The sequence below is a fragment of the Sulfodiicoccus acidiphilus genome, from assembly GCF_003967175.1.
GTDB lineage: Archaea > Thermoproteota > Thermoprotei_A > Sulfolobales > Sulfolobaceae > Sulfodiicoccus > Sulfodiicoccus acidiphilus.
In genome coordinates, this window is record NZ_AP018553.1 from 1,918,987 (window position 1) to 1,939,034 (window position 20,048).

At 53.9% G+C, this 20,048-nt stretch carries 18 protein-coding genes and 1 pseudogene; 8 read left to right on the top strand and 11 right to left on the bottom strand.

Features of this window, described 5'->3' with window-relative positions; all coding sequences use genetic code 11:
• Window positions 1-17 precede the first annotated feature (17 nt).
• Both HS1genome_RS09680 and HS1genome_RS12120 read left to right on the top strand, forming a co-directional pair.
• Window positions 18-1,227, top strand: a pseudogene (locus tag HS1genome_RS09680) (RNA-guided endonuclease InsQ/TnpB family protein).
• Between the two features lie 167 nt (window positions 1,228-1,394).
• Window positions 1,395-1,703 carry an Sso10a family chromatin protein gene (locus HS1genome_RS12120; RefSeq protein WP_158613789.1) on the top strand — a complete coding sequence of 103 codons (309 nt, stop codon included), beginning with the start codon at window positions 1,395-1,397 and terminating at the stop codon, window positions 1,701-1,703.
• Between the two features lie 119 nt (window positions 1,704-1,822).
• Here the strand turns inward: HS1genome_RS12120 and HS1genome_RS09690 are convergent, their stop codons facing one another.
• The 9 genes from HS1genome_RS09690 to HS1genome_RS09730 form a co-directional block, all read right to left on the bottom strand.
• The gene (locus HS1genome_RS09690; RefSeq protein WP_126450816.1) at window positions 1,823-3,817 is read right to left on the bottom strand and encodes a GH116 family glycosyl hydrolase; all 1,995 of its coding nucleotides are present in this window, start codon (window positions 3,815-3,817) and stop codon (window positions 1,823-1,825) included.
• Between the two features lie 678 nt (window positions 3,818-4,495).
• Window positions 4,496-5,431, bottom strand: a complete 936-nt coding sequence (gene csaX, locus HS1genome_RS09695) for a type I-A CRISPR-associated protein CsaX (RefSeq protein ID WP_126450818.1) — start codon at window positions 5,429-5,431, stop codon at window positions 4,496-4,498.
• Between the two features lie 46 nt (window positions 5,432-5,477).
• Complete coding sequence (locus HS1genome_RS09700; protein WP_126450820.1) at window positions 5,478-6,212, bottom strand: HD domain-containing protein; 735 nt, start codon at window positions 6,210-6,212, stop codon at window positions 5,478-5,480.
• On the bottom strand, window positions 6,209-7,687 hold the full coding sequence (gene cas3 / locus HS1genome_RS09705; RefSeq protein WP_126450822.1) for a CRISPR-associated helicase Cas3': 1,479 nt from the start codon (window positions 7,685-7,687) through the stop codon (window positions 6,209-6,211). The genes HS1genome_RS09700 and cas3 overlap by 4 nt, the downstream gene beginning before the upstream one ends.
• Window positions 7,668-8,408 carry a type I-A CRISPR-associated protein Cas5a gene (cas5a, locus tag HS1genome_RS09710; protein WP_229768257.1) on the bottom strand — a complete coding sequence of 247 codons (741 nt, stop codon included), beginning with the start codon at window positions 8,406-8,408 and terminating at the stop codon, window positions 7,668-7,670. The genes cas3 and cas5a overlap by 20 nt, the downstream gene beginning before the upstream one ends.
• Window positions 8,405-9,361, bottom strand: a complete 957-nt coding sequence (gene cas7a / locus HS1genome_RS09715; RefSeq protein ID WP_126450824.1) for a type I-A CRISPR-associated protein Cas7/Csa2 — start codon at window positions 9,359-9,361, stop codon at window positions 8,405-8,407. Before cas7a ends, cas5a begins: the two co-directional genes overlap by 4 nt.
• On the bottom strand, window positions 9,358-9,759 hold the full coding sequence (gene csa5, locus HS1genome_RS09720; protein ID WP_126450825.1) for a type I-A CRISPR-associated protein Csa5: 402 nt from the start codon (window positions 9,757-9,759) through the stop codon (window positions 9,358-9,360). Before csa5 ends, cas7a begins: the two co-directional genes overlap by 4 nt.
• A 60-nt stretch (window positions 9,760-9,819) precedes the next feature.
• Window positions 9,820-10,440 carry a CRISPR-associated CARF protein Csa3 gene (gene csa3, locus HS1genome_RS09725; RefSeq protein WP_126450828.1) on the bottom strand — a complete coding sequence of 207 codons (621 nt, stop codon included), beginning with the start codon at window positions 10,438-10,440 and terminating at the stop codon, window positions 9,820-9,822.
• 1,085 nt (window positions 10,441-11,525) lie between these two features.
• Window positions 11,526-11,879, bottom strand: coding sequence for a single stranded DNA-binding domain-containing protein (locus HS1genome_RS09730; RefSeq protein ID WP_126451401.1), 354 nt, complete (start codon window positions 11,877-11,879; stop codon window positions 11,526-11,528).
• Window positions 11,880-12,066: 187 nt separating this feature from the next.
• On the opposite strand from HS1genome_RS09730, the gene HS1genome_RS09735 reads away from it, so the two are divergent.
• The 4 genes from HS1genome_RS09735 to HS1genome_RS13225 all read left to right on the top strand — a co-directional run bounded on the left by HS1genome_RS09735 (window position 12,067) and on the right by HS1genome_RS13225 (window position 15,240).
• Window positions 12,067-12,267 carry a hypothetical protein gene (locus HS1genome_RS09735; RefSeq protein WP_126450829.1) on the top strand — a complete coding sequence of 67 codons (201 nt, stop codon included), beginning with the start codon at window positions 12,067-12,069 and terminating at the stop codon, window positions 12,265-12,267.
• 99 nt (window positions 12,268-12,366) lie between these two features.
• Window positions 12,367-13,590 carry an NAD(P)/FAD-dependent oxidoreductase gene (locus HS1genome_RS09740; RefSeq protein WP_373286792.1) on the top strand — a complete coding sequence of 408 codons (1,224 nt, stop codon included), beginning with the start codon at window positions 12,367-12,369 and terminating at the stop codon, window positions 13,588-13,590.
• A gap of 38 nt (window positions 13,591-13,628) precedes the next feature.
• The gene (locus HS1genome_RS13220; protein ID WP_338067358.1) at window positions 13,629-14,186 is read left to right on the top strand and encodes a TolB-like translocation protein; all 558 of its coding nucleotides are present in this window, start codon (window positions 13,629-13,631) and stop codon (window positions 14,184-14,186) included.
• A gap of 142 nt (window positions 14,187-14,328) precedes the next feature.
• Complete coding sequence (locus tag HS1genome_RS13225; protein ID WP_338067359.1) at window positions 14,329-15,240, top strand: alpha/beta hydrolase family protein; 912 nt, start codon at window positions 14,329-14,331, stop codon at window positions 15,238-15,240.
• Between the two features lie 925 nt (window positions 15,241-16,165).
• On the opposite strand, the gene HS1genome_RS09755 is transcribed toward HS1genome_RS13225, so the two are convergent.
• Window positions 16,166-17,266, bottom strand: a complete 1,101-nt coding sequence (locus HS1genome_RS09755; RefSeq protein WP_126450834.1) for an MFS transporter — start codon at window positions 17,264-17,266, stop codon at window positions 16,166-16,168.
• Between the two features lie 40 nt (window positions 17,267-17,306).
• Here HS1genome_RS09755 and HS1genome_RS09760 point away from each other — a divergent pair, with 40 nt between their 5' ends.
• Together HS1genome_RS09760 and HS1genome_RS09765 are read left to right on the top strand one after the other, a co-directional pair.
• A complete protein-coding gene (locus tag HS1genome_RS09760) occupies window positions 17,307-18,026 on the top strand; it encodes a TrmB family transcriptional regulator (RefSeq protein WP_126450836.1) in 720 nt (239 codons plus the stop codon).
• Window positions 18,027-18,032: 6 nt separating this feature from the next.
• Entirely contained in the window at window positions 18,033-18,752 is a 720-nt protein-coding gene (locus HS1genome_RS09765; protein ID WP_126450838.1) for an MBL fold metallo-hydrolase, read from the top strand.
• Between the two features lie 126 nt (window positions 18,753-18,878).
• Here HS1genome_RS09765 and HS1genome_RS09770 read toward each other — a convergent pair whose 3' ends face one another.
• Complete coding sequence (locus tag HS1genome_RS09770) at window positions 18,879-19,934, bottom strand: mannonate dehydratase (RefSeq protein ID WP_197721488.1); 1,056 nt, start codon at window positions 19,932-19,934, stop codon at window positions 18,879-18,881.
• Window positions 19,935-20,048 lie beyond the last annotated feature (114 nt).

Sequence of the window (20,048 nt, forward strand, 5' to 3'; positions counted from 1 at the left end):
TTTACCTAACGTACTCCATGAAGAACGATGAGAGGGAGGAGAGTGAAGTACTACTAGAGAACTACAGAGTCCTACTACAGAAAGCATTGGACTGGTTGTGGGATAGAACTAGGATAGAGAGGAAAGAAGTGAAGAATGGTGAGAAAGCCACGAAGGTCAAAGTAACCTTACTAAAGAAGAAGGAAGTGTACAAGGTGTTGAGAGACGAGTTGGAGGAGATCAACGTACTAGCTTCCCACTACGTTGACGAGGCAATAAACGACGCTTATTCCGTGTTGAGGAGTTGGAGGAGGAGGGCCGAGAAGGGAAAAGCGTTGAGGAAACCTAGACTGAAGGAGGTTTACGTTAGGGTGAAGTCGACACTTAGGAAGGTTGATGGTGAGAGCGTAAGGATCACCGTGAGACCTTACGAATACGTGAACTTCTCTTGGTCTCGCACTTGGTTTTCACGAAGAGTTAAAGGGCTTGAACTAGGTGAGCCCGTGATAAAGGAGGACAAGGTGTATTTACCGTTTCGTCATAAGTTACCTCGGTTTACTCCCATAGATTTCCTGGCAATCGATAGTAACCTCTATACTCTAGACGCTTATGATGGTGGTAAGTTCATCTCGTTCTCAATAAGGGGGGTTGTACAGTCTTAAGTTCGGTATGCAATTGAAGAGGGGTAGGATACAATCTTTCGCTTCAAAGCACGGTAGGAAGGGGAAGGAGTTGTTGAGGAAGTACTCTCATCGAGAGAGGAACCGCGTGTTGGATTACCTTCATAAATTCGTGAACAAGTTGCTGGAAATGTATCCCATTACGATGTTTGCTGTCGAGAAGTTGAATAAACAGGAGATGTTTGAGGATGCTAACCGTAAGCTGTCCAAGAAGATTTCCAAGACCGTGTGGAGGTCAATTCATCGCGTGCTTAAATACAAGGCCCCACTTTACGGTTCCTTCGTTAAGGAGGTGAGCCCGTACCTCACGTCTAAGTCCTGCCCCAGGTGTGGACGGGTTTCCCGAAAGGTCGGCGGGACTTTCAGGTGTGGGAGGTGTGGGTTCACACTAGATAGGCAGTTGAACGCGTCACTTAACATCTACCTCAGGATGTGCGGGTTTCCCCACGTCCGCGACATTCCACGGGTGTGGGTCGGGGTCACCCCGCTAAGGGGGCGGAGGGGTGTGAACGAGTTCCCTCGTGACCCCGGTGAAGCCCAAGGGTTGAGGATCGATATTAAATTATGAAATCCTATGAAGCCCAAACCCCTCGTGGCCTACCTGAGGTCCTTGAACGGTGTTTTGACAGAAAGTTCCATCCTGACAGGAAAGTCTGTCAAAACGTGTCCACTTGTGTCAACATTTTCTGTCGACACTCAGAGCGGACTTATCTGCTCGACCTACGAGAGCAAACCATGGCAAGGAAAAGAAATCGGGTCGAGATATACGGGGACGTGCTCAATGCCTGCTCCTCTGGCCTGAGGAAGACCCCTCTAATGTATAGGACTAACCTCAGTTACGTCCTCCTCCGCAGGTACCTAAAGGAGATGAAAGAGAGGGGGTTGCTTTACGAGAACGGTGGCCTGGTCTACCCCACGGATAAGGGGAGGAAATTGCTCCTCCTCATAAGGAGGTCCCTAGAGCTGAAGAAAGAGATAGAGGAAGTGGAGCTCAAGTTGGGTGAGCTCAGGACTATGAGGGCCGCGAGTAGAAGGAGCGTCTGAGCCCGCTTAGTTCTTTCCTCCCAGTGGGAAGTGGTCCTAGGAGGTTCTGGGTCCGAAAACTTGACAGCGGTCGGGTGCCACGTGAAGTCGAAGAACTCGAGGACACAATGAGTAAGATTCTATGGAATTTGGTTTCCCTTAACTTTACCCTCAATGAACTTTCCGAGATCTATTGACCAGAGAGCTGGACTACCGACGTAGTGGTCGAGGTAAACGTCGGGAACGCCAGTAACGGCGTCTATCCTAGAGGGTTGGTTCCAGACTAGGCCGCGAGAGACCATGTAGTCCCACTCCCTCTTTGCTAGTTCCAAGACGCAGGGAACATCGTACCTGAGTCCGAGCCAGGCCATGGAGTACACCAGCCGAGGCCAAGAGCTGGCTGTCTGGGGAGACAACTTCAACGGCCTATTCGACGCGAGGTTGGGAGAGCAGATGGACGAGGCCCGACCGTTGATCTCGCAGGCCCGGCGGAGGATCGACCTCACTTCCTCCTCGTCGAAACACTCAAGCCCCAACAACGAACACCACCACGGTCCAGCGAGCTGTCCGAGAAAGAGGGCGTCTCCAACGTCAGGACTCTCCCAGGCCTTGAAGTACTCGCCGTTGAAGGTCGCCCATAAGGCTCGCTCAACCTCAGACGCTAGCTCCCTCACGGGTTCCACGAACTCACCACCGAGGAGGCGCTCCGCTGCCCTGAGCGAAGCGAGGGTGAGGGTGAGAGTGTAGCTGTCCAAACCCTCCACCGGCGTGGCGTCGAAGGCGGTGTCTCCCGACCCCTCCAGTCTGGGCACACCGCGTTTCAGGATGGTCGCCACAACCTTCCTCAAGGCCTCCGCAAGCTCCTGAGGCAACTCACCGGTGGTCAGGTAGTACCTGTAGAGTAGAAGGACGAAGGTGGGCTCCAAGTCCTTCCACGTAGGAGGGGAGGTAGTTCCCTCCATGGGCAGGTCCAGGGACCATAGGCCCAGGTCGTGAGGTACGCGACCGTCTGCACTTAAGTGTGAGGCGAGGTTGAGTAGAAAGGACCTCTCAAGAGACGGGAAGTTCAGCAGTACTGGGATAGATCCAGCCTCGTAAGTCCAGCCAGCGATGGTACCCTGAGCTGGGAAGTTCTCCGGGGCTTCGAACATGGAGAACCTTCCTCTCTCGTCCAACCAAGTGTTAGTAGAGAGGACGTAGGCACCGTTGTCGGCCGCGTCGTTGACCCACTGTGGAATGGTAGGATCCGTGGGACGGAAAGACGAGGACGCTTTGAGGAGCAGGTCGAATTGGTCCAAGAAGTGCCTCGCGACCTCTGTGGAATCCCTGAAGAAGTTCCCGTAGTAGTGTCTATAGGGGAAGTAAATCCACGGGTTGTTGAAGTACCACGCTACGACGATCCTGGCCTCGCCCTCCACCTCCACGAGGCCGGCGAAGTCGTCCCAGAAGCTCCTGGCCGGCCTGTCGAGAGAAGGGAAGTCTTGGCCAGAGATGAGGGACCTCCAGACCGAGGGTTCCTCTGGACCTTCCTTGAACTTTCCCTCCCTCAGAGCTTCCCTAGGGGACCTGTTCACGGAGTATTGGTGAATCACTCGGCTCGGCGAGTCGGCAACCACGGTGATGTTCCCTGCTGCGGGGTCTTGGGAGGTAGAGAGTTCGTTCTCTAGTCTAAAACCTCCTTCGACTTTGGAGTTCTTCCTGCCCACGGGAGACGTCCCTACGAGGTTGGGGAACGAAACCGCCATCCTCACACTCCGGGGAGCGTCCACCTTTAGGCCGAAGGCCGGCAGCGACGAGTCCTGGATGTTACCCTTGACGAGGGCTGTGAAAGCAGTCAACTTGACTTCAGTTCCTAGAGTTGAGAGCGTGAGCAGCGGGTACCTCCCCTCGTAGAGGAAAGGTGAGGAATTGCTCTCCATCCCGTGGACTGGAACTCCGCACTCAAGGAAGGTTCCTCTACTCCCTGAGTTAAGGAACAGGTGGAAGCCTCTGGCTTGGGGGAGTGGTCTGCTCCAATTATTGAAGATGGTAAGGTTCCTCATCTTACCCTTGGGATCTATCTCAACCTTGCCAGCCCCCACACCACCTAGGGGCAGTCCAGCCCCAAGTTCTCGGCAAGAACTGTAGATTACCACCTCTTCAATATGGAGATAGGGACTTATAAGAATGGAGTTGAAAGGGGGCGGAAAACCTCGCCCTTCTAGGGGCGGGGATAGATAGCCCCCCTTTGAACCCCTTCTCCATAAGAAGAAGGAGTTGTTTCACGCCGTTCCTTCTCATTTACCGCGTGGAAGGGTTGTCCCTAGGCCTAGCTTCCGGGGCCGAGGTGCCTGATATCCCTATAGGTTTAGATGTTCACTCCCACAGGCTAGAGATCCCCAGCTCTCGTGCGATATGGGACCTCCTTGCTCCTGACCTGCCGGACTCACACGCTCAATTGTACACGAAGTACGGTTACACTTCCCTAAAGGAAGCGTAGATTCTCGTTTAGAACGACCCTACGACACTCCATCTAGACCGCCTAGCAGGCGACGCTATGGAACTAATTAGTCGACTTCCTAGGAAAAGTCGGCCTTGAGCGGTCAGTGGTTGGACCCATACAGACTAGGAAGGAGTCACCGGCCTTCGTTTTCTAAGGTTGGTTACAACCTGAGGTGGGAGACGACCAAGAGAGGTGAACGAAGGAAAGGTAGTGGAGGTCAAAGGATCGGTCTCTCCCCTAACAGAGATGAGCAACGGCCTTCAGGAAACCTATAGCCCGGGGAATCGTCGCGGAGGTTAAGAGGCTCGGAGGTTGGGGTTAGAGTGAAAAGTCAAAGAACCAGATGACGGTAGACGATCCATCCCAGCTGGGCCATCCTGACGTACTTCTCCAAAAGTCTTTTGTCGTTTGTCCTCCAGGCCTCTAAGGCTCCCCTGTTGGAGAAGTAGAGGAACTCCTCGAGACTCCCCGAACCGTTCAAAACGTCGTATAAGGCGTTCGACACTCTTATGGAGAAGGCCCTCGTCTTGCTCTCCAGACTCATGGCGTCCAGAACAACCTCCTCTAGGAGGTCTCCCGCCTCACTCAACACGCTCCTGTTCTTCAACACTCTATCCAGCCCAATGAGCCACCCTCCAGCAATGGAGGCTGGGCTCATCCCTCCCGCGTCGTGGACTGCGTACATCATCAGCTGTTCCACCGCGACTCCCCTCCTGACAAGCTTAGAGGCGAGCCATAGAGTGAACGCGGTGACCGGAGCTATCCCGGGGATCTTCTCCACGTCCTTCAGGAACTCGGGTAGGACTCCGTAACGAGAGTCCACGTCCAAAGGGAAGAGGTGGACCCCCACAGAATCCCTCCCAATCCTGGCTTTCCCCAATCTACTTAGCACCCACCCCGCCATGGAGACGACGGCGTAGTTGGCGTTAACCTTTATCTTCTCTTTTCTAGAACCCTTGTACCCTGGCACCCTAGAGTACTCGTAGAGCTCGGGCTTCATGAACGATAGCGCGCTCACCTCGCATTCGTCTCGAGTGTCCCCATACTTCCTCAGGACCTCGGACAGAGTGAAGGCAGTTACATTGAGGCACTTGAGCAGTTCCTGGAAGGGTTTCTTATCGTTCCCGCTCATGGGGAGTAACATAACCGGCCTATTAGGGGAGGATTCCCTGACCTCGGCGAGCTCTGCCCCCAGTTTTATCACGTTAAGGAGTTCTTCCTTCTTCACGTCGACTCCACTCTCTACTCTCCTGGCCCCTTTGGCCATTGACCCCACCGTCCTGACGTAGTTGTCGGCGAAAATGCCCGCGAACTCAACTATCGTTTACCACCACCTCCATCAATCTCCTCACGAACCTCCTCTTCAGGACCGAAGTCTCGTCTCTTTCCCTGGCTACGCTGCTATCCAAGTTGTCTCCTATCATCAATGGAGCCAAGAAAAGAACGTAGAGCTTTCCCTCACTCCTCGTGGAGAGCCCGCGGAGCCACTGCACCATGTCCTGAACGTCGGCGATTGTGTAATCCCCTGCCCTCATGTGACCGACGTCGAATCCCCTGTTCGACAATTCTTGGAGAAGTGTGTTGCCGTACTTGGACAGCTTGAGTTTGTCTCTCAGCGTCGCCAACTGCGCGTCGTTCAGAGTGTGAAGCCCCCTCATGGCGTTGAGGTGGTTAATGACTGTCATCACGGCCCAGAACTTCCTTATGCCCCGGAGCTCTTCACCCGCCACTTTGACCTGGTTCCTGTAGAGGAAGACAGCGCTGACGATTTCGTGCAACTTGAAGGAGCTCCTCTGAGAACCACATCCGTCATCGAACTGAGACTGAAAACCCTCTCCTGCTTTCCCCACGTCGTGAAGGACAGTCAGGATAGCGGTGAGTTCGTGTGTCCACCACTTGTCGACCGGCGCCTCGATTCCCTGTGTTAGTCTGTTCACCCTGTTGGCCACTACTGAGAAATAGCTCAAGTCGAAGGCCCTATCCATCCAATTCACCGATCCGATCGAGTGTTCGACGAGTCCCTGTCCAGCGAAGGCACACGGCCTCAAAGGATCGCCCCGACCTCCGAGTCGTACTCCACGACGATGCCGTCTATTCCCTTCCTCATGAACTCTAGGGAGAGACACTCGTCTCCCTTGACCATCTTCCTAACTTCGACTTCTCTTCCTTCCATCACTCCGTGGTTTCCCCCAGCTATGAGCTTGTAAGCCTCCCGGTCGGAGAGCGGAACTCCACACTCCGGAGAGTAACATCCACGTGGGAATCCCATTACCGTCGATACCTCTCTAACCATGCTGCACATGTAAGTCATCAATCTTGAGGCGTCACTCGACGAAGTAAGCACGTTAGCGTCAAGTAATTCAAGGGAGTACCGAAGGGTCTCTCGAATCTTTGGGGTGCTCGCTTCGGTGGCTAGGAGGCCCTCATCTAGCCTCCCTCCATCCCTTAACACGCGCGTCGCTGCCTCCACGTCTTCCCTGTTGTAAACCCCTCCCCTGTAGGGGAAGACGAACACCTCGCCCTGCCCGCCGTAACGCGCGACCCTACCTGCCCTCTGAATCAGGGCAGAGGCCGGGGCGGCCTCCGTGACCAGGACGTCGAAGCTTCTATCCAAACCTGCCTCTATAACTTGGGTCGAGATCACGAGTTCACCACCGTCGATTCGACTGAGCCTCTCGGCTCTATCCCTCCCGTTAAGCTTTCCGTGCAGTAGTAGAGGTGAGACCCCTCTCTCCCTGAACTTCCTGTAGGTGTAGATGGCATCCCTCCTGGTGTTGAAGACGAACAGGACCTTCTTTCCCGGTGGAGGGACATAGAACGAGGGATCCTCAATGAAGTGGACGGACAGTTCCCTCCTCACATTGAAGTCTGTTGCCCTCACCTCCTTAAGTTCCACGTATTCACTCAGCAACCTTTTCAGGAAACAAGGCATAGTCGCTGTCATCACGACTACTGGCACTCCAGCGTCGGCCAGGGCCCTGAGGGAGGCGATCGCCGCAGTGAGAGGCCTCCCGTCCTCCGAGAAGAGGTGGAACTCGTCGAACAGGACCACCGAACTATATATCATGGCCCTCGGAAGCTCGAAGTGCGATCCTCCACCTCTCGCTACCTTACCCAACTCGGCCACGGGGAGCTTGAATAGGTTCATGACGAAGGTATCCAAGGTTGTGACGTTAACTTTCCTAAGGAAGTACGGAGAGTCGTTGAAGTCAGTGTCTTGAGCTGCCACTTCCCTCTTGTCGATTCCGAGCTTCTCAGAGTCCCTTCTCAACTTTAAGTAGAGGTCCTGAACCACGCTCCTGAGCGGGAGTACATGTATCACTCTGGCGAAGAGCTCGTTACCATTGACGGCCGCCAAGGATAGGGCCTCAGTAAGCGTCGTCTTCCCGTATCCTGTGGGTGCAAACAAGAGAACGGACTTACCTCCCTCTAGGGCCCTGACGGTCTCCTCTAGGGCTCTCCTGGGCTCGTATTTGAGCCTCCTAAGCGCCTCGTCGTAGGCCTCAACCAAGGACCACGACATCGCCGTTGGCCTCGTAGGCCTCCCTCGCCCTAACCTGGACTTCCACCGACTCGAGGGGAAAAGGCCTGAGGGGGATGAGGTAGTTCACGTCCTTCCCCTCCTCCCCCCACACTACCCCGCCTTCCCAGAAGGTGACCTGCCGCAGAAAAGGCGACTCCTCGTGAGCTAGGTAAGAGGGGAAGTAGAACTTTGTCGTCACTTCCCCCTCTACTCTAGAGGCTTCGCCCAGTTCGACGTCTTCGACGCTGACCAATCCCTCCTTTGAACCGACTCTAACCAAGGACCAACTGAGCTTCTCTAATTGCCCTGTGGAGAGCTGAGAGGAGAGGTACACCACCACCAGTTCTCCAGAGGAGTAAACTTTTCCCGTGGGAACTATCCCGAAGGTGTATTCTCGCTTTGATCTCCTCTCAGGCTTCTGGAAGTAGGATACGACATTCCTGACCACGTCCTCGATGTAGACACCGTACGTACCGTCGCCGAACCTGGCCGCTCCGTAGACTTTCCCATGGAGCTCGGATGCCGGGCTCCCCTTCCCGTCCGGAGTGTAGTCCTTCCCTCTCCACAGGCCGTAAGAGAGGGCGCCCACCAAAGTGGTAGGAGGAGGGAGGGGGAAGGCCGCCTTTGCCTTGGAGGCTCGCGGTACGGCCACTGAAAACCCCCAGTGAAGCTTCAACCTCACTTTCGAGTAGTTTACCTTATCGGAAAGCGACACCATCATTTCAGGAGCATCTCCACCAGTTCCTCCTGGTTTACCACCTCCGTTCCCTTCTTCTTCAAGCCCTCTCTATCTATCACGTACACCTGCTTTGTCTTGCCTCCTAGTATTGCGGCCGCCTTCTCCACCCTCTCAGCGGTCCTGACTACGTAGTCGTCGCTGTGCCCAGGTTCAGGAACGAAAGGGAAATCGGTCCTCACCACCACTGCGGACTTCAGCTCTGCTGATGGAAGAAACCTAGACCTCTTACCTCCGAAGTCACCCGACAGGATGTTGTAGAGTGCCTTCAACGCAACCTCCCTTCTCTTCTCGGACTGTCCCTCCAACTCCTCCTCTCTCTTCACCTTTTGGCCTGGAGAAGAGGGAACAGCAACATTCTCATCATCAAGCAAGAAGGAGAGGGTGTACAGAGCCGAGGCGATCTCCACGTTATATATGGCCTGCTTTTCCTTTGGGCTGGTTACTGCGTACCTCACGTGGAACTGGGCCTCCAGCTGAGCTGGCACTTCGTCTCCCTGAAGTACAGGTATCATGTAACCTATCGAGATCCTTGAAGACCTCCTGACGGGCCTGGACCCTGCGTAGAGGAACCCTCCCACATCGGCCACCACGTCCTTCAACATGACGTCGACCTCAAACCTCCTCATGTCTCCCTCGTCCTTGGGCGGAGTCACATCCTCTGCTTTGACGAAGTCGTCGTCGGCGAACTTAGTGAGCTCACCCTCCCTGGTCTTTTTGGACACTGGCAGACTCTCCTTCACGGCCAACTCGGCCAAAAACGTCTGGTAAGCGTGAGCCAAGGCCTCCCCGGACACGGTTGGGACGTACCTTACAACGTACCCGCTAGAGGACCTCAGGACGACAGGCGCCGTCCTGTGTCTGGTCAGGTTACCCACAGACTCGACACCGTTGAGTGACTCCACGTTGACCAAGAACCTCACTGTTCCCCCTATCACTGCGCTCCCCCCAGCTTAGCTCTGTTCACCGCTGCCATGGCCAGGGCACCGACCTTCCTTGCCACGTATATGTTCTTCTCCAGTTCCCTCGTGAAGTCCTCCACGTCGCCAGGGGAGGGGAGGGTTCCGTACAGAGTGTACGTCCTGTCCACGGTCCTAACAGTTACAACCACGTAGTCGGCTTGGCCTGAGGAACTCCTCTGTGCTACTACCTCTCCCCTGTCTATACCCACCGAGACGATCCTCTGCGCGTCGTTCAACACTTTGGCCACCGCCTCCTTGGACAGGGCATTGGCCATCCTGTCCACCACGCCAGGTGAGCCGGAGTAGAGAACGGCTGCCGCCAACATTGTGGATATCCTCTTTAGCCACGCTTGCTCGACGGACAATACACCCATCTTCTATAACTTAGTACTTTGGTATATAATCTTTGAGGTGGTAAGGATCTGAAAAGCATTTCATTTTTCTGAAATAGCAAGGTAGACTTCTCCCTTCAATGTGAGAGAGAGCTTATCTCCCTCCCTCCAGAGGAGGCGAGCCTCCTCCATCCTCTTGAGCCTCCTCCACGCTGTAGTGACGGAGAGCCTAGTCCTGTTGGCGACCTCAGTTACACTGAGTCCCTGTCTGACTAACCTGAGGAGCTCTAGTGTCTTGGGGTCCATGTCCGTAGGCAGGAGGTCCGTGGTCCTCCAGGTAGTGAAGCCCGAGAAGTCCTCTGCCTCCACCTCAACCTCCGCGTCCAAGTTGAGGAGGAGGAAGGCCGCCAAGACCTCCAGTCCCACTATCCTCATACCGGAGGAAAGGTTCACCACGAACTCGGAGTGGCTGGATCGTCTCACCCACTTGGCGACCTTGGCCACGGACGAGACGAAATCCAACTGGTCCAACTCCATCACAGAAATGGGTACAGAGGCCTCCTCTAAGAGGGACTTGAGGGCGTTAAGTGCCCTGTCGCTCCTGGGATCAGCCCTGGAAGGTCTAACCGCGAGAACTTCGGTGACCTGTGTCCTCCCCCTCCTGAGGAAGCTCCTCACTGCGAACTTCTCGTCGAACCCCACAACCGTGACTAGGAGAGCCACATTAACTCCTCCCCACCCCCTATTTAATCGCTTCGCTCCCTGGCGAGGTCTCTTTCACCTTAGCGAAAATAGTTGAGGCTTTTTCCAGGATAGCAGCTGGCCCCTACGTATTCTAGCCTTATTTCTAGTAAAGAAATGGTATAAAGAGGCTACTATTAGTTTCACTATTTCACGAAGATTTCTCGGTAAGGAGATCTAAGGCCACGGACGAGGATATGACGATTCCGAAACTGGCAACAGGAGCATCCGTCGCGGTCATGTCACTCCAACTCCTCCCGTGTTAAAGGGAGGCTAAGTTAGGCCAGAGTGAACACTTGCCTCACCCCGTGAGTCGAGGTTTATCATTTGTCCCTATACCATCCTTTCGCTCGTTTCAAGTTCGATCGCGATCGAGTGTAGGGACTTAAGCCCTCACTAACCGGCTTCACGGCCGATGAGTCGAGGGACTCTTCAGAGGTCAACGTCCTAGAGCTCGCGTCTCGACCGTCGCTCCTATCCTTCCGGGCGTAGCCCACGTCGATGTGGAAGTTCGACTTTCGTCTACGAAAGTTGGACGTAATTCAGTACGAAAGGACTTCTGTTAAAGCGAAAAAGGATTCAGTCCCAAAAGGGGACCTTTCATCTACCCCCTTGGTTACACGATAGAGTGACGGCCATACTGATCTCCTACTCGGAAAATCTCTGTACTGAAGGTGCCACTCTTCCTTACGTTCTGATTAGAAGCGTCTATAGAACTAATTTAACCTTACAATGGGTTGAGGGGACGGAAGTCCCCTTCCGTGAGGACTGATACCCCCTCATAGAAACGTTTTCGTAATGAGACTCCAACGTCTTCTAGACTTCGGCAGTAAGAGCTGGGTCGCACCCTAGGGGCTGGGGGAACTTAAACCTGTTCATAGGAAACCCTCCGGGACCTCTCTTCCACGCTGTTCACGGAACCTCCGCTACGTAAGGAGATCGAGGTTCCTCCGAGGTGCGGAACTCACCGCGAGGACGCCCCGTCCGTGAGGGCGGGGTAGTTCACGACTCTACCATTCTTCTCCAAGAGGTCTGGGGATCTTCGTTCTTATGCTAGGTGAAAGGCCTTATCTGAACCTCCTTGACTCCACCTTGAGGTCAGAGAGGTTATTCTCTGTGTTGGGCTTCACGTCAGCCTGGATCTCCCTCATTTGACCCTCCCTTCCGAGAGTGAGCCTCATTGAACCTCTCACCACCGATACATACCCGTTGGTGATCGAGATCACTTTCCCTACGGAAACCTTGGAGGCGTCGTTTCCCCACAGGCTCATGAGTATGGAGCCGGTCTCGTCGGCCACGAGTACGTCCGTGACCTGCCTAGAGTTCCCGTCCATCCCAACCACGGTCCTAGGTTGTCCTACATTAATTACCTTCACAGTTACGTCTGCCCTCCTTCTGGGGGCCAGTTCCTTTACTTTCAAGTTCTCCAAGTATAGTGGACTTGTGACATATTAAGCTCGCGTTAAGTCGACATTCAACACGACGCATGAATAGATGACGAGTACCTCGGTACGGGTGGTTTATCTCGTCAAGGGAGTTCTCCGACCTACACCTGAGCTTCCACGTCCCTAGGAAATGGATCGATTGATCCTAGACTCGATCGGGGTAATGAAAGACTGTGTGTACGTGGCATGTGGGAACGCGAGTTTCAACGAGTACGTTGAGGTGATCCTTGGGAAGGTGGGCGAACTGAACTTCGAGGAGGGACACTGGGAGTTGCACAGATTAGCGATGGGATTAGTGGTAAAATGGTTAACTTGCCGGTGGGAGCTACAGCCGAGGGAGCGAAGAAAGCGGCATCAATTGTGAGTTCTATCTACACAATTCTCCTAACCTACTGTAATAACGTCTCCCTTCGACCGAACTCGTACATCGATCGCACCAACGTTTTTATTGGAGGTAGACCCACTGGAGGTCATGGAAGCAGACTACCTTATCGTGGGGGGAGGCCCCTCCGGATTCAGTGCAGTTAGGGAGCTCAGGGAGGTCGATCCCAAGGGAAGCGTAGTCCTCGTGACCAACGAGAAGTACCTCCCATACGACAGGCCGCCCCTCTCCAAGGACTACCTCAGGGGAGAGACGAGTAGGGAGGCCCTATTCTACGAAGGGGAGGAGTTCTACAGGAGGAACAACGTCTTAGTCCTTCTAGGGAGGAAGGTGGAGAGGCTAAACCTCAGGGACAGGGAGGCCGTCCTAGATGACGGCGAGGTGAGGTTCGGGAAAGCGTTACTGGCCACTGGAGGATCTCCTAGGAGGGTGCGAATAGAAGGCGACGACAGGAAGGGAATATACCTTTATAGGACGCTAGACGACGTTGATGCGGTCAGGGCAGAGGCAGCTCCGGGCAGGAGGCCTCTCATAATTGGGGGTGGGTTCATAGGGATGGAGGTGGCGGCGTCCCTCACTCTGATGGGGCTGAGGCCAACGGTAGTGGAGGTGAAGCCCTATATCTGGAACACCTTCGTGGACGAGAAGGTCGCCTCCGTCCTACAGGAGTACTTCGAGTCAAGGGGAGTCAAGTTCTTGGTGAACGAGTCCGTGAGGGAACTGAGGGGAGGGGAAAGGGTTGAAAGAGCGATAACGTCCAGTGGCAGGGAAGTGGAGGCGGACTTCGTTGTAATGGCTGTAGGAATATCCCCTAACGTCGAGTTGGCTCAGAGCAGTGGTCTCCAAGTGGAGAACGGGATCGTGACGGACAAGTTCCTACGGACTTCGCACCACGATGTGTTCGCCTCGGGGGACGTGGCCAACTTCCTAGACGCCCAAGGGAAGAGGAGGAGAATAGAGCACTGGAACAACGCAGACTACACGGGGAAACTGTCCGCCAGAAACATGGCTGGGAGGGAGGAACCCTACGACTACCTCTCCACCGTGTGGTCCGACATATTCGACCTTCACATAGAGGCGGCGGGGGAGACAGGAGATTACGATGAGTACGTAGTCAGGGGAAAGTTGGGAGGCGAGTCCTTCAGCGTCATATACGTGAAGGGGGGACTGGTTACGGGTTACTTAGCCGTGAACAGGAGGGAAGAGGAGCTTGAGGCACTCAACAGGCTCATCAAGGAAAGGGTTGACGTCACCGGGAGGACTAAGCTCCTAGGAGAAGAAGGGACAGACCTAAAGAGCCTATGAGAGTTGGAGATTAAACCTTGATCTGTCGTCTAAAGGCTGTGGACTACTCCGTGCTCAACTCGAGGCCGGTCTTAGACTACGACGTCTCCAGAGGCAGGGTGGCCCTGATCCTTTGGGAGGACGAACCTAATGCGTACGTCCAGGGCAGGAAGGTGGAGGTGAGGGAACCAGAGCAGGTGCGCTGGGTTGGAGACAACCTCGCGTTGGTGGCTGACTCCGGGGGATCGGAGAAGAGGTCGATATACCTCTACGACGGTTCTCTCCACGAGCTTCTAGCCGACGGGAACGATAACGTGGACCCGACGTTCGTGCGGGAGGACAGGTTCCTGTTCATTTCCAACCGTGACGGGAGGACGACACACCTCTACCTTTACGACGGAGGGGAAGTGACGAGACTCAGCGAGGGGAGCTACCGGTGTCAGACCCGTGTCTCTCTCCCTCAGGGAGGTACGTTGTCTACTCGCAGGGAGTTTACGACAACGACCTCTTCCTCCTCGACCTCTCCTCTTGGGAGAGGCGCAGACTTTCCTTCCGAGGGGCGGAGGACGTCCCTGCGTCGTCGCAATGCTTTCGAGGCGATTCGATACTCTTCCTGAGCAATGTCAGCGACACTTCGGAGATTGGGACGTGGGACTTCAGCTCCGGGGAGGTGGAATGGCTTAAGACAGCTCGAGGGGAGAAGTTAGAGGCGGTGCCGTACGGGGAGGGGATAGCCTACACAGTGAACGAGGGGGAGACGTGTCTCTGGTAGTGAAGGAAAGGAAGATCTCACCTGGTGTGGTAGTACACCTCAAGGTGGACGAAGGGCTCTACTTCCTGAGGTCGGACAGCTCCAGGGACTTCGACCTCTACGTCTACGACGGAGAGGTGAAGAGGTTGACGGACTCCATGGCGGGAGTGACGGAGGAGTTCGTTGAGCCCAGGAAGGTGACCTACACCTCCGATGGGCTAGAAATTGATGCCCTACTATATTCGAGGGGAGGAGAAGAGAGAGGGGTCCTGTACCTCCACGGTGGTCCAGATTGGGAGTGTCTCAACCTGTTCTCTCCAGAGGTGCAGCTCCTCGTCTCCAGAGGGTTCAAAGTGGTATGTCCCAACTACAGAGGGTCGACGGGGAGGGGGAGGAAGTTCAACCACCTAAACGACGGCGACCTAGGAGGAGGGGACCTGAGGGACGCGTTGAGGGCAGCGGAACTGTTGGGCGAGAGGGTGGCTGTGACGGGGGCGAGTTACGGAGGTTACCTCACAATGATGGCAGTCACCAAGCACCCAGAAAGGTGGTGCGCGGCCGCGGCCGTGGTCCCCTTCGTGAACTGGTTCACGGAGAAGGAGCTGGAGAGGGAAGTCCTGAAGCAATACGATGAGGTTAAGATGGGGAACGACGAAGCCCTTCTCAGGGACAGGTCCCCAATATTCTTCGTGGACAGGATCAGGGTTCCACTCCTCTTGCTGGCTGGAGAGAACGATCCTAGGTGCCCCGCGGAAGAGACGATGCAGGTAGTGAGGAAACTCGAGGAGTTAGGGAGGAGGGTGGAGTACAAAGTGTACAAAGGTGAGGGACACGGGTTCTCCAAAAAGGAGAATTACGTGGATTCGGTGAAGAGGGTGGTGGAGTTCCTGGACGAGAACTGCAGAGCGATGAACGAGTGAAAGACCTCCAAGGGCCAGGGCTGGTTCACGCTACGAAAGTAGAGTACCGACGATCGAAGTAGAGAAGTTGAATGAAACCGAAAGGACTTTCCAGGAAGGTAAGGGTTCAATCCGTCCCCGCCGTGAAAGGCGAGGCTTTCCGCCTCCTCAACCCCCTTCTCTGTGACTTCCTATGAAGGGCGACGGTCAGACGGAGGCCCTTCGTACTCTTAACAACTGTCAAGTTGGACTCAAGCGATCCGTTAGTTTATGACTTCTGGGGGTTTATCTGAGTTCAGGGGGTGAAGTTGTTATCCGAAGAGAGGCCGAAGGAGAGAAGAGAGGAACTATTCGATAGGGTCAATGAAGAGAAACGTGAATAAACCTCTCATCCTGTTGACTGGAGTGAGGAGGATAGGGAAAACTTCGGTTATGCAGGTCGCACTGAACGAAGTCGATCGGAACACATCCTCATCGTAGGAGTTACGAAGGGGCCGTGTCACTCGGTTCAATGAAAGGTTGTTCGAATCGGTAGGCATGGAATTAAGCTTCTACAAAACTTTAATATTAATACTATAAGAAAAGTTTTTATTAATTGGAATTATTTTTCATTTACTTGAGACTCAGTGCACTCCTATTCCAAGTCACCACCTTCCTCATGGCTCTGTAGCGGCCCCTCCTAGTGTAATTTTCATCGCGGATTCGAAGCTAGTCTGGGTTAGGTAGGGAGGGTTTTCCAGACATACTGCTCGAAGAGAGTCGAAGATCCCCTGTGGACCTTTCGCCGAACACCCATTGATTCATAGAGACGAATAAAGCTCATGCTCATCCAACCGGTTCCTTTGAACTCTCTATCTGGCTGGGGAGGGTATAGGGTCCCTGAAAACGATTTTCTAATAGGGGACGGCTGAGTCTGTTCTAGGAGAGTCAGGTTTACCTCAAAAGCTCACCTTCTCATGATCGGCCCCTTCCTAACTGTGAACCAAAACGCCAAGGTTAATAGGGCCGCCAGCTGGGCTAAACCCGCTATCTTAATATAGAGAAATTCGTTTCCTACCGTCAGGAGCAACCCTAGGAGGCCAGCGAAGCCGTACCCTGAGTCCCTGAGGAGCCTGTACACACCTAGGGACGTTCCCCTGCCGTCAGGCGGAGAATAGTCGTCCACTGCCGCTATCAAAGTGGGATAGACGAGAGCCATTCCAAGACCACATAAGACGGAAGAAAGAAAGTAATTCAAGGTGAAAAGGGCCAAACCAATAGCCATCACCGGGAACCCAGTTAGGATGAGGACCTTCCTTCCCCACACGTCGCTTAGGTGTCCCACGACTGGTTGCAACAACGTCCACACTCCAACGTAGGTTCCCACTACGTAGCTAATTACCACGGGACTAACACCCCTCAAGGAAAGGAATACTGGGACTGCTACCCAGAAGAAGGCGTCCACGAATTTCTCCAACAGTCCACCAAACCCCAGTACTACAGCGGGTTCGAGCACTGTCCTTCCTTTCCTTGCCGTAGGCCTGGTCTCCCTTGTCCCAAATAGGGAGAGTAGAAACGAGGTTAGCGCGATTCCTCCCATCACGAAATATGGAGAGAGGTGAAATGAAAGGAAATACCCCGCTATTAGACTGCCTACTGTCACTCCTGCGTATCCCGACGCTTCGTTCACACCTGCCGCCATTCCGGTCCTACCTTTCGATATGTCTATCTGGGAAGTTATGGTGGTGGTCCAGGTCATGGCCTGGTTGATCGCGACCAGAACAGTCAGGAACGCAATTAAAAGCAGGGAGTGGGTAAGCAGTGCGACTATAGGTAGAGGGGTAGCAACTAACCATCCCAGTGTCAGAACCTTCTTCCTGCCCATAACGTCGCTGAGGAACCCAGACGCGAAGTTCATCGCCCCCTTTCCGAAACCGAAGATAACTAGGGAGAGTTCTACCAGCTCAAACACATGTGTTGACGCCAACGGATATACCAATCTGAACTCACCTAGATACACCCCTGTGAAGAATACCAATACGGTGAATAGGAGGAACTGGACTCTCATTGACTCGACTACATTTTAACTCTTAAACTAGTTATTCCCTATGAGTGGTGAAATCCAAGGAAAGCTCCAGGATTTGGGTTTCTCACGTTATGAAGCGTTGGTGTACACTGCGACAGTCGACCTGTGCGTGGCGACCATGAAGCAACTCTCGGACAAGTCTGGAGTTCCATATCAGAAAGTCTACGACGTCGCGGCTAGGCTTGTAAACAAGGGTTTCTTGGAGTTCGTGGAAGGCAGGCCGAAGAAGGTTAAGCTAGTGGATCCGGAGGTGAGTTTCGAGAGGTTCAAGCAGGACATCCTGGGTATCATAGAGGAGATCAAGGAGGATGTCAAGAGGAGATCGGAAGGATCGAGAACCAGGAGATCTACCCACGTAGAGGGAAGGAAGCAGGTGATCGCGTTCGTGAAGGAGTTAGTGGAACAAGCGAAGGAGCTGAGGGTGGTCTATCCAGGAATTCCCTCATGGTTGATCGGTATACTGAGGAAGTTTAGTGGTAAGCTATATCTGGTCGTGAAAGATGAGGATGGAGGGAAACTTTCTGGTATTAGGGGAGAAATCAAGTTCAGAAACGAGGTCAAATCTAAATATCTAATAATAGACGAGAGTTTCTCCGTTATTTTCACAGGGGAAGATTACATAACTGTGGAGAGCTGTGAGGGTTGCATGATTCACTCGACAGAACACTTTCAGCTACTCTGGAGTAAATTAACCACTGATGGTGAAGAGCCTTTATTACTGTTAAAAGAGAGGAAAAGTTGATAAAAGATGATATTCAGGCAGTTAATCTCAAGGCAGGGAGGATGTGTAACATACGTGTTCGGTTGTACGCAAGCTGGAGAGCTCTTCATCGTCGATCCAAAAGCCTCGGAGGTGGAGGAAATCCTGAAGCTTGCGGAATCTTTGAGGATGAAAGTGAGATATGTAATTGACACCCACACCCACGCGGATCACCTCTCCGGAAAGAGGAGACTCGCCGAGCTCACGGGGGCCTCGATTTATCTTCATGAGTCCACGAAGGTCAAGTTTCCAGTAGAGAGGGTTAAGGACGGAGAGGAGCTTAAGTCTGGAAACGTTAAGATAAGGTTCGTCCATACGCCTGGCCACACCCCAGACAGTCTCTCACTCCTCGTGACGGACTACAGGAGGGGAGAGGAACCCTGGATGGTAATGACGGGTGACACACTTTTCGTTGGAGGGGTGGGGAGAGTCGACATTGGAGGAGAAGACTCGGCAGAACTCCTCTTCTACAGCCTTAAGAAACTTAAGGAACTACCAGACTACGTAGAGGTTTATCCAGCTCACACATCCGGATCCGTGTGTGGAATCGGCATAAGCGGAAAGCCAGAGTCGACTATAGGATTTGAGAAGAAATTCAACACCGCATTTAGGACGGAAAATAAGGAAGAGTTCATAGAGTCGCAACGGATCCAGGTGGTTAGACCGAAGGAGTTCGACTATTACATTAACGCCAACCTAGAATCTTGAAATTGACTCCGAATGGTTAAAGGGACAGATCCTGGGGGACGATATACCTGACGCGTTTGATCCTAAAATCTGGCGGCCACAGACCTCGGCCGCTGGAGTTGGCTACCCATCTCACGATAGGGAGCTTCAGGGTGGGCTAGAGGTCTTAGCTATCGCATAGTAGAGTGCCCTGAGGTACCCAATGCTATATATCCTTCCGAGGTAGGAGTACCCGGGAGCCATCTCCACGTCTCCCTCTAAGGTGGGAGTGTGGTCCACCCTCACTATACCCTTGTAATCGACGTCCGAGTAAGCCTTCATCACCTCTACCAGGTTGGTCTTTCCCCTCCCTATCATGGTCTCGGTGAAGTGGTACCTATCCCCCACGACGTCCCTGAAGTGGACGAAGAACACCCTCCTCCCGAAGTGTCTCACAGCTGCGGGTAGGTCGTCAGTCATGAGGGTGAAGTTGCCCTGACAGAGGGTGATCCCGTTGTATTGGCTCCTCACTAGTCCGAGGAGTTTATCGTAAGACTCTAGGGAGTTCATTATCCTGGCGACTCCCCTGTACTCCGGGATAGGTGGGTCGTCTGGGTGCATGGCCAACTGTATACCATACCTCTCCGCTATGGGGACGACGTACTCCAGGAAGTCCTTAAGTGTCCTCCAGAGAGTCGAGGCGTCCACCTTGCCCATCTTAGGCGGGGGGGCGTCCTCAACGTCCTTCGCGTCGAAGGCCGTAACGAACTCCCCATTTGGCCCTCTCACGTGCGTCCTGGTTCTAGACCAGCCAAGCCCGGCCATCCAATTGTAGCACCAGAGCTTTACCCCCAGCTTCCCCATGTTCTCCAACATCCTGGCCACTGCGTCCAATTGTTGTTCCTTGAGTCCAGGAATCCCGTACCTTATGCCGTCCATTGGAGGGTTGTCCTCTATGGCGACCAACTGGAGGCCGTTGTCGGCCAACATGTTCCTATACTTGGAGAGAGGCCCGTAGTCCCACGGGTCCTCCTCTGGGTTCTGTCTCCAATCGTTGAACGTCCTCGGTAGGACTCCAACAGCCTTATCCACACCTATCTGCCTTAATATCCTCCAGAATGGGGAGGGCCTTGGCTCTAGGATTATCTCAGCCACGTTGAGTTCCATCACGTCAGTCACCAGTTCCGTGCTTCTTCCGTGGGACCGGACGAACGACTTGTCCACGGCTTAACTAACCTGGGTGGGTAAACTCCGTTAGAGAGGTACGCTCGAGGGGAAATCGTGTCCCTCAACTTGAACAATTCAGACGGGTTCACACTAGGTGGTGTTCAACCTAAG

Coding starts and splice junctions, on each gene's coding strand:
- HS1genome_RS12120 (WP_158613789.1), top strand. CDS start 1,395: ATGGCAAGGAAAAGAAATCGGGTCGAGATATACGGGGACGTGCTCAAT.
- csaX (WP_126450818.1), bottom strand. CDS start 5,431: ATGGCCAAAGGGGCCAGGAGAGTAGAGAGTGGAGTCGACGTGAAGAAG.
- cas3 (WP_126450822.1), bottom strand. CDS start 7,687: ATGTCGTGGTCCTTGGTTGAGGCCTACGACGAGGCGCTTAGGAGGCTC.
- cas5a (WP_229768257.1), bottom strand. CDS start 8,408: ATGATGGTGTCGCTTTCCGATAAGGTAAACTACTCGAAAGTGAGGTTG.
- csa5 (WP_126450825.1), bottom strand. CDS start 9,759: ATGGGTGTATTGTCCGTCGAGCAAGCGTGGCTAAAGAGGATATCCACA.
- HS1genome_RS09735 (WP_126450829.1), top strand. CDS start 12,067: ATGAAAGACTGTGTGTACGTGGCATGTGGGAACGCGAGTTTCAACGAG.
- HS1genome_RS09755 (WP_126450834.1), bottom strand. CDS start 17,266: ATGAGAGTCCAGTTCCTCCTATTCACCGTATTGGTATTCTTCACAGGG.
- HS1genome_RS09760 (WP_126450836.1), top strand. CDS start 17,307: ATGAGTGGTGAAATCCAAGGAAAGCTCCAGGATTTGGGTTTCTCACGT.
- HS1genome_RS09765 (WP_126450838.1), top strand. CDS start 18,033: ATGATATTCAGGCAGTTAATCTCAAGGCAGGGAGGATGTGTAACATAC.